At 41.8% G+C, this 8,874-nt stretch carries 8 protein-coding genes; 3 read left to right on the top strand and 5 right to left on the bottom strand.

Going from position 1 to position 8,874, the window contains the following annotated elements; all coding sequences use genetic code 11:
* Positions 1 to 305 precede the first annotated feature (305 nt).
* Positions 306 to 1,208: a DMT family transporter gene (locus P5G49_RS16705; RefSeq protein ID WP_301245667.1), complete on the bottom strand. Its 903-nt coding sequence runs from the start codon at positions 1,206 to 1,208 to the stop codon at positions 306 to 308.
* Between the two features lie 117 nt (positions 1,209 to 1,325).
* On the opposite strand from P5G49_RS16705, the gene P5G49_RS16700 reads away from it, so the two are divergent.
* Positions 1,326 to 2,048 (top strand): MgtC/SapB family protein, encoded by a 723-nt coding sequence (locus P5G49_RS16700; protein ID WP_301245665.1) that lies wholly within the window; start codon positions 1,326 to 1,328, stop codon positions 2,046 to 2,048.
* Between the two features lie 15 nt (positions 2,049 to 2,063).
* Positions 2,064 to 3,074, top strand: coding sequence for a cation diffusion facilitator family transporter (locus P5G49_RS16695; RefSeq protein ID WP_301245663.1), 1,011 nt, complete (start codon positions 2,064 to 2,066; stop codon positions 3,072 to 3,074).
* A 35-nt stretch (positions 3,075 to 3,109) separates the two neighbouring features.
* On the opposite strand, the gene P5G49_RS16690 is transcribed toward P5G49_RS16695, so the two are convergent.
* Positions 3,110 to 4,276 carry an iron-containing alcohol dehydrogenase gene (locus P5G49_RS16690; protein WP_301245661.1) on the bottom strand — a complete coding sequence of 389 codons (1,167 nt, stop codon included), beginning with the start codon at positions 4,274 to 4,276 and terminating at the stop codon, positions 3,110 to 3,112.
* A gap of 119 nt (positions 4,277 to 4,395) precedes the next feature.
* Here P5G49_RS16690 and P5G49_RS16685 point away from each other — a divergent pair, with 119 nt between their 5' ends.
* Positions 4,396 to 4,638, top strand: coding sequence for a DUF378 domain-containing protein (locus P5G49_RS16685; RefSeq protein WP_301245659.1), 243 nt, complete (start codon positions 4,396 to 4,398; stop codon positions 4,636 to 4,638).
* Positions 4,639 to 4,678: 40 nt separating this feature from the next.
* On the opposite strand, the gene P5G49_RS16680 is transcribed toward P5G49_RS16685, so the two are convergent.
* From P5G49_RS16680 to pruA, 3 genes are all read right to left on the bottom strand, one after another.
* A complete protein-coding gene (locus P5G49_RS16680) occupies positions 4,679 to 5,923 on the bottom strand; it encodes a Glu/Leu/Phe/Val family dehydrogenase (RefSeq protein WP_301245657.1) in 1,245 nt (414 codons plus the stop codon).
* Positions 5,924 to 6,006: 83 nt separating this feature from the next.
* Positions 6,007 to 7,200 (bottom strand): ornithine--oxo-acid transaminase, encoded by a 1,194-nt coding sequence (locus P5G49_RS16675; RefSeq protein ID WP_301245655.1) that lies wholly within the window; start codon positions 7,198 to 7,200, stop codon positions 6,007 to 6,009.
* A 69-nt stretch (positions 7,201 to 7,269) separates the two neighbouring features.
* A complete protein-coding gene (gene pruA, locus P5G49_RS16670) occupies positions 7,270 to 8,814 on the bottom strand; it encodes an L-glutamate gamma-semialdehyde dehydrogenase (protein ID WP_301245653.1) in 1,545 nt (514 codons plus the stop codon).
* Between the last annotated feature and the right edge of the window lie 60 nt (positions 8,815 to 8,874).

Below are 8,874 nucleotides of genomic sequence, written 5' to 3'. Positions count from 1 at the left end.
ATTCGAATAGCTCGAGTTTCTTGCTGGCATCATTTAAGATGTCAATTTCGAATCCGAAGATTCGTTTTGTTCTTTTCGCCGACAGGGTCGGCTCCAGAACTTTATTTGTTGACGTTTTGCTGTTCAGTTTTCAAGGTTCATTTGTTTGCCGCTTTTTCTCAGCGACCTTATTATCATAACACGTTGTCTCTGTGGAGTCAACAACTTTTTTTAATTTCTATTTCTCGAAATCAAGGACTTGATTTCTTAAGTTGTTTTTGTCTCTCAAGGACATGTACTAATATACAACATATCAAATTAAGAAATCAAGTCTTTTTTAAAAAGAATTTATCTCGAAGTAGTTTTACATCGATAACAAACAAGAGAATGCCCGCTATAACAACGATTCCGCCTGTTATTTGTGCAGCAGAAAGTTTCTCGTGCAGTATGTAGAATGCAAGAACCGACGCACCGACAGGCTCAAATAGAATGGCGATGGAAATAACATTCGTGCTTACCCACTTAACTGCCCAATTGAATAATGAATGCCCCAACAGATTTGGAATCAATGCAAGCATGAAGAACCAGAACCAATTCGATGTTGAATATGGACCGAATGACTCTCCTTTAATAAGGACATAAAAAAAGAGTGTAACTGTACTGATTGAGTATAGAAGAAACGTATAAGTAATTAGGGATAATCTCTTTCGAACTTCTTGCCCAAATAGCAAGTATGCGGTAATTAACGCACATGCAGCCAGTGCAAGCATATCTCCGAAGAAAGCCGTTCCACTTAATTGGAAATCACTCCAACTGATTATGACACTACCAGCTATTGCGATTACAGCGGAAAGTATTGTTTTAAACGAAAGCTTCTCTTTAAAGAAGAAATACGTACCGACAAAAGCGAAGATTGGCTGCAATGTCACGAGCACGGTGGAACTTGCTACAGATGTGTAGTTTAGCGATTCGAACCATAAGATGAAGTGAAAGGCTAAAAATACTCCCGCAATTGTTGAAAAGATCCAGTCTTTCCTCGTTAGCAGAAAAACTTCCTTTCTATATTTAACTAAGAATAACGGTAGCATTAGAATGACCGTGAAGAACATCCGGTAAAAAGCGATGACTCCGGCATCGGCTGTCGTTAATTTTACGAATATCGCGGATAAGGCCACTGATATGACACCTATAATTATCGGGATATATGGATGAATTTTAGGTTTTTCCATGATGCACACTTCTCTTTCAATAGAAATTCAGGTTAACTTGGTACCATTTTAGGCTAAAGACAATATAAAGAGTATAGCACATCTTCTTATGGATGATGATAGTGGGGGGAAAAGCCAATGGACTGGATTATCAATAATTCTATGTACCCTGAAGTTTTGATTAAAATCGGAATTGCATTGGGATTAAGTTTAATAATTGGTGTAGAGAGGGAAATTAAGAAGAAGCCGATTGGTTTGAAGACGAGCGCTGTAATCTCCACCTTCAGTTGTCTGCTGACTATCGTTTCAATGGAAGCAGCCTATCTTGTTCCTGCAAGGGATGATATTAACGTGACGATGGATCCCCTTCGTCTGGCCGCGCAAATCGTAAGTGGTATCGGTTTCCTTGGTGCAGGCGCCATATTAAGACGAGAAAACGACAACATTACCGGCTTGACGACAGCCGCGATGATTTGGGGGGCAGCAAGTATCGGAATTGCAGTCGGCGCTGGATTTTATATTGAAGCGACATTTGCAGTATTAAGCATTCTCTTTGTTATCGAAGTAATCGCACCGGTTCTTGGAAGGTTCGGCCCGAAACGAATTCGTTCAAAAGAGGCTGCATGCATTGTAGTCATTTCGGATAAAAACAAAATTGATGAGTTGATCGCTATTTTGCATTCTGAGAATATGAAAGTGGAAAATTTACGTATCCGCCAAGTGCACTTTGACGATAAACCTTCTGTCCATGAAGTCGATTTCCGTTTGGATGCGTTACCGAAAAAAGAAACTACACAATTATACATCGAATTAACTGAACTACCTTATATAGAATCGGTCGAAATAGAAATCTTTCCTTAATGGAGGCTAATTCACATGAAAGATATTTTACGTTTACTTAAGGACGGTAATAAGCCATCACTGTTAGCAGCAATAGTAAATACTGGTATAGCGATCCTAAAGACGATTGCCTACGTGTTAACTGGTAATGTTGCCATGTTTGCAGAAACGATGCACTCCCTTGGAGACGCCGCGAACCAGTTTTTTGTATATATCGGCTCTGCCCTCTCAAAAAAGGCACCGACCCCAAAATATCCGAATGGGTTCGGTAGGGTTGTCAATCTCGTCTGTTTAGGGGCAGTAATTATAGTAGGAATTATGTCATACGAAGCAGTAAAAGAAGGTTGGCACCATGTATTAAACCCAGTAGAGACAACGGGCCTCCTCATAAATTTAGGTGTCTTAGGATTAGCTACATTGCTTGAGTTTTTTGTATTACTTAAGGCTTCCAAGGAGATTGCGCATGAGTCTGGCCAGCCACACTCAGGATTGAAAGCATTTTTTTACAGTTTGACCCATCTTAACAGAGCAAAACCCGCAACTAAATTGGTCTTTATGGAAGACATGGTCGCCACAATTGGTGGCTTATTGGCCTTCATTGCAGTTTTAATCGCCCATTTCACCGGATTCTTACAGGCGGAAGGTATTGCTTCCATGTTGATTGGTTTTATGATGTTTTATGTTGTAGGGAAGATATTTCTTGAGAACGCAAGAGGAGCCATCGGAGAAACAGATGAGGAAATGTTGAACCATATTGCTCTTATCGTTGCGGAAGATCCGGATATTAAGGACATTCAAAAAGTTGAAGTAATAAAAGAAGGGGAATTTCTTCATGTAGAAGTGATTGCAGAAGTGGATCCGAAACAAACCGTAGCTTATATAGATGATGTCAGAGACCGACTGATGAAGTTGGTTCTAAAACAGAAAGGCGTACGAGAGGCTTTGATTTCATTCGATGAAGACGATGGAATTAAGACTTGGCAAGGTGTTAATGAGCATGCGATGTCGGAAGAAACAAGAAAGAAACTGCCTAAAAACAAAAAGTAGAGGAAGGAATATGATTCCCCCTCTACTTTTCTTTATTATAATGAAGCTTCAAGCAAGGTTTTTACTTCTTCTTCACTCAATTGAGCGAACTTGCCAAGCGGTCCATTGACTGCTGCCTTTTTTGCCATAATATCGATTTTCGATCCGTCAATCCCGTAGTCAGATAGCCTTTCAGGCGCACCGATAGCTGTCCAATACGACCGCAGATTATCGATTCCTTCAATTGCAATTTCTTCATCCGATTTTCCTTCAGGGTTAACACCGAATACTTTTACTGACAGTCTTGCGTATCGAGCGGGATTTAAATGTAGTGTTTGCTTCATCCAATGCGGGAAAAGAATCGCAAGTCCACCTGCGTGCGGGATATCATAAACAGCTGAAATCGCATGTTCAATATCATGTGTTCCCCAATCTCCACCGTCATTCCCCATGCCTAAGAAACCATTCAACCCCCATGTACCACCTAAAAGGATTGTTTCACGCAGCTCATAATTCTGCAGATCATTAACAAGTTTTTCTCCAGCTTCCATGATTGCTCTTAGAGCCCCTTCACAAAGCTCATCTTGAAGTGGCGTATTCGTCGTTTTGTGGAAGTATTGCTCAAATATGTGTGACATCATATCCACGATTCCGTAAACTGTCTGATCTTTCGGCAAGGATAATGTATATGTCGGGTCAAGGATTGAGAATTTCGGGAAGTTAAGCGGTCCTCCCCAACCGTACTTTTCTTCTGTATCTTCATTCGTAATAACAGAACCGGCATTCATTTCGGAACCTGTCGCCGCGATTGTTAGAATTGTACCGAAAGGAATAGCCTCTTTCGGTGAAGCATTTCTTATAACGAAGTCCCATGGATCCCCTTCATACTTAGCGGCAGACGCGATTAACTTTGTACAATCAATTACAGAACCGCCACCAACAGCAAGGATGAAATCGATATCGTGTTCCTTACAAATCGCCGCGCCTCTTTTCGCAGTCGAAAGACGCGGATTCGGCTCGACACCTGCTAATTCAAATACCTCTTTGTCTTCATCTTTAAGGATTTGCATCACTTCATCATATAAACCGTTACGTTTGATGCTACCTCCCCCGTAAACGACAAGGATTTTATTACCATATGCTGATAACTCACTCGCAAGTTTCGAAATCGAGTTTTTACCGAAAATTAACTTAGTCGGATTTTGGAATATAAATTCTTTCATCTAATTTACCTCCTATTAAAAGGGTGCTCTTTACCCCTTTCATTATCCAAGAATAAAAACAGGGATGCAAGTATTGGAACAACATGTATTGGGAAGCCTACTAGTAGGAGGTGCTTTGCTTGATTAACGTTCGAAAATTAGCATTGGCGATCACCATAATAGGAGCACTTAACTGGGGAGTAGTCGGTCTTTTCAGTTTTGATGTCGTAGCGCAATTCGCGAATGGGTATGGTAAACCGCTTGCCCGTTTCTTTTATGTCGTAGTAGGGGTTTCTGGACTCACTTCTCTAACTATTCTTTTTGATTACCTAAAGGAACGGGACGAGAACAAAGCGATTGTTATAGAGCCTGAGAAAGTATAAAAAAACATCTCCCAATGCGGGAGATGTTTTTCAAAAGTTGTTATGCCCATCCTCTGAAACGAGAAGCTTCTGCAGTTTTACGAATTCCGATCATGTATGCTGCAAGTCGCATGTCAATGTTACGTGTTGATGATACGTTGTAGACATTTTCAAAGGCTGCTACCATTTTTGCAGTCATTTTTTCTCGTACTTCGTCTTCTGACCAATAGTAACCCATATTGTTTTGTACCCACTCGAAGTAGGATACCGTTACGCCGCCTGCGCTTGCAAGGACGTCTGGTACAAGGAGGATTCCACGGTCAGTAAGAATTTTTGTAGCTTCAGATGTTGTTGGACCGTTTGCTGCCTCAACAACGATTGTAGCTTTAATATTATGAGCATTCTTTTCTGTAATTTGGTTTTCAATAGCTGCAGGAACAAGGATATCACAATCCAATTCCAACAATTCACTATTCGAAATTGTATTTTCAAAAAGAGTTGTTACTGTTCCAAAGCTGTCGCGTCGATCCAATAGATAATCGATGTCCAGTCCTTCAGGATCATGCAGTGCGCCGTACGCATCGGAAATACCGATTACTTTTGCACCAGCATCATGTAGGAACTTAGATAGGAAGCTTCCTGCGTTCCCGAATCCTTGGATAACAACACGTGCACCTTTCATATCAATTCCACGTTTTTTCGCTGCTTCGTTGATAATAATCGTAACACCTTCAGCAGTTGCACGATCGCGTCCTTGTGACCCACCAAGAACAATCGGTTTACCAGTGATGAAACCTGGTGAGTTAAACTCGTCAATTCGGCTATATTCATCCATCATCCAAGCCATAATTTGAGCGTTTGTGAAAACGTCTGGCGCTGGAATATCCTTAGTTGGCCCCATTACTTGGCTTAACGCACGTACATATCCACGGCTCAAGCGTTCCAATTCACCCATGGACATTTCACGCGGGTCACAGATGATTCCACCTTTACCGCCACCGTATGGAAGATCGACAATACCAGCTTTCAATGTCATCCACATTGAAAGGGCACGCACTTCGTCTGCGCTTACTTGTGGATGAAAACGAACTCCACCTTTAGTTGGTCCTACAGCATCGTTGTGTTGGCCACGGAATCCCGTGAACACTTTCACTTTTCCATCGTCCATGCGGACTGGAATTCTAACTTCTACCATTCGGATAGGTTCTTTGAGAAGTTCGTACATTCCTTCATCATAGCCTAATTTGTCAAGTGCTTCCTTGATGACAACTTGCGTAGACGTAAATAGATTCAGGTTTTCAGTCATGTAAAAGTTCGCCTCTTTGATTCATAATGTATTCACCGCACATATTGTACCATAGACCCAGTTACTTGTGTGTACTATTTATTTTAACTTGCAAAAACTTTATTAATTTGCTCTAATGCCCAGTCAAGCTCTTCTTTTTTAATGATTAAAGGAGGAGCAAAGCGGATCACAGTGTCATGTGTCTCTTTGCAAAGCAATCCTAATTCTTTCAACTTTTCACAATAAGGTCGTGCTTCTTCTGTTAATTCAAGTCCGATAAACAATCCGCGGCCACGTACTTCTTTTATGGAAGAGTGGTTGATTTTCTTCAGTTCTTCAATAAAGTAATTTCCGAGTTCAAGTGATTTGTCTGCAAGCTTTTCATCCTGAAGCACTTCCAAAGAAGCGATGGAGACTGCACAAGCCATCGGGTTTCCACCGAAAGTCGACCCATGGGAACCCGGGTTGAAAACTCCTAAAATATCTTTATTCGCCACTACGCAAGAGATTGGGAAAACCCCGCCGCCTAATGCCTTACCAAGAATGTACATATCCGGTTCAATACCTTCCCACTCGCATGCAAACATTTTACCTGTTCTGCAAAGGCCTGCTTGAATTTCATCAGCAATGAAAAGAACATTATGTTTTTTACATAGATCAAATGCCGCTTTCATATATCCAGCAGGAGGAATTAGAATTCCAGCTTCCCCTTGGATCGGTTCAATGATAAATGCTGCAGTGTTAGGTGTAATTGCATCTTCCAATGATTTCAAATCACCAAAAGGAACCAATTTAATGCCTGGCAACATCGGACCGAATCCTCGTTTATATTCAGCTTCGGACGAGAGGGAAACCGCAGTCATCGTCCGGCCATGGAAGTTTCCGACACACCCGATGATTTCAGCGTTGTTTTCTTCAACGCCTTTCACATCATATGCCCAACGACGAGCAGCTTTAATGGCAGTTTCGACTGCTTCTGCACCCGTGTTCATCGGCAATGTCATATCCTTGCCGGATAGTTTACAGATCATTTCATACCATGGGCCAAGCTGATCATTATGGAATGCACGAGAAGTCAATGTAACTTTATCAGCTTGATCTTTTAATGCCTGAATGATTTTCGGATGACGGTGTCCCTGGTTGACCGCAGAATACGCAGAAAGCATATCCATGTATTTATTTCCCTCAGGATCCCTCACCCAAACTCCTTCAGCCTCAGAAATGACAATCGGCAGCGGATGATAGTTATTGGCACCAAATTTAGTTGTCTGTGAAATGATTTTCTCTGAAATCGACATATGGTTCCCCCCCATTATTTATGTAGATTGGAAGCAGCGAGTGCTGCTTCCCACTTTCATTAAGGACAATTAAAATGTTTCTGATGTAGTTTTTCCTTGCATATGAAGTTGTAGGTAATCAGGTCCGCCAGCTTTTGAATCCGTACCTGACATATTGAAACCGCCAAATGGTTGGTAGCCTACGATAGCGCCTGTGCAACCACGGTTGAAATACAAATTTCCTACATGGAAATCTTGACGCGCTTGCTCGATGTGTTCACGGTTATTTGTGATAACAGCACCTGTCAAACCATAATCCGTATTGTTAGCAATTTCGATTGCCTCGTCAAAGCTCTTCGCTTTTGTGATTGCAACAACAGGTCCGAAGATTTCCTCTTGCATAATGCGCGCTTTCGGATCAACGTCAGCGAATACAGTAGGAGCGACAAAATACCCTTTCGAGCTATCCCCTTCCCCACCTGCAACAAGACGTCCTTCTTTTTTACCGATTTCGATGTAGCTCATGATTTTATCAAATGAACCTTGGTCGATAACCGGACCTGCAAAGTTGGATTGATCTACAGGATCTCCGTACTTCAATCCTTTTGTCAATTCCTCGACTCTTGCTACGACTTGGTCATATACATCTTCATGAATGACCGCGCGTGAACATGCAGAACATTTTTGTCCGCTGAAACCGAATGCAGATTTAACGATGGATTGTGCTGCCAATTCAAGATCCGCATCATTATCTACTACAATTGTATCCTTACCGCCCATTTCAGCGATAACGCGTTTCAACCAGATTTGACCTTCATTCACTTTTGCTGCTCGTTCAAAGATACGAGTTCCGATTTCCCTTGAACCTGTAAACGATACAAATCTTGTTCTTGGATGATCAACAAGGTAGTCACCCACTTCAGCGCCAGAACCTGGGATATAGTTAACAACTCCAGCCGGCATGCCCGCTTCTTCAAGAACTTCCATGAATTTATAAGCAATAACCGTTGTCGTAGAAGCTGGTTTCAATAGAACCGTGTTACCAGTTACTAAAGCCGCAACTGTAGTGCCTGCCATGATAGCAAGTGCAAAGTTCCAAGGTGAGATAACCACGCCTACGCCTAATGGGATATAGTCGAAACGGTTGTATTCGCCAGGGCGGCTTTCTACAGGGATACCGTTTTTCAATTTCAACATTTGACGTCCGTAGAACTCAAGGAAGTCGATCGCTTCAGCTGTATCAGCATCTGCTTCGTTCCAAGGCTTACCTGCTTCTTTAGTTAGAAGTGCAGAAAACTCGTGCTTACGACGACGGATAATTGCAGCAGCTTTGAATAGTACGTCAGCACGGAATTCCGGTGAAACTTTTCTCCACGTTTCAAATGTACGATCCGCAACGTTCATTGCCTTTTCAGCAAGGTCTCTGCTTGCTTTAGAAACACGGCCGATGACTTCCTCTTTGTTAGCAGGGTTTGTTGAAACAAGTTTATCTTCAGTCATAATACGCTCTCCGCCGATGATTAGCGGGTAGTCTTGACCAAGATAACCTTCAACTGTCTTTAAAGCCGAGAGGAATGCCTTCTTGTTTTCTTCGTTTGTAAAGTCTGTAAATGGTTCGTGTTTGTATGGAATCATTTTACTCCTCCTTAATGATTAAGTAGCAAAATAAATTTGCATTTGTTCTATGATTGCACC

This window comes from Sporosarcina highlanderae, from assembly GCF_030433715.1.
Classification (GTDB): Bacteria; Bacillota; Bacilli; order Bacillales_A; family Planococcaceae; genus Sporosarcina; species Sporosarcina highlanderae.
This window is presented reverse-complemented; position numbering and strand designations above follow the sequence as displayed.